At 55.5% G+C, this 274-nt stretch carries 1 protein-coding gene; it reads left to right on the forward strand.

Annotated features, from left to right (window positions below):
• Positions 1-243, forward strand: a 243-nt coding sequence (locus tag B3187_RS16795) for an adenosylhomocysteinase (RefSeq protein WP_286807631.1), incomplete at its 5' end; no start/stop codon positions are given.
• Positions 244-274 lie beyond the last annotated feature (31 nt).

Raw genomic sequence — 274 nt, forward strand, 5'->3', positions numbered from 1 at the left:
TCCTTCGCCAACCAGGTACTGGCACAGATGTACCTGTACGAGCGCAAGTTCGCCGACCTGCCCAAGGACCAGAAGAAGGAGCACCTGTACGTGAAGGTACTGCCCAAGAAGCTGGACGAAGAAGTGGCCAAAGACATGGTCGAAGGTTTTGGTGGCGTGATCACCAAGCTGACCCCGCAGCAGGCCGAGTACATCGACGTGCCGGTGGAAGGGCCGTTTAAGCCGGAAAGCTATAAGTATTAATTGAGTAATGGTTACGGCGGATGCGGCCTTC

The organism is Marinimicrobium sp. UBA4209 (assembly GCF_002381585.1).
Lineage (GTDB): Bacteria > Pseudomonadota > Gammaproteobacteria > Pseudomonadales > Cellvibrionaceae > Marinimicrobium > Marinimicrobium koreense.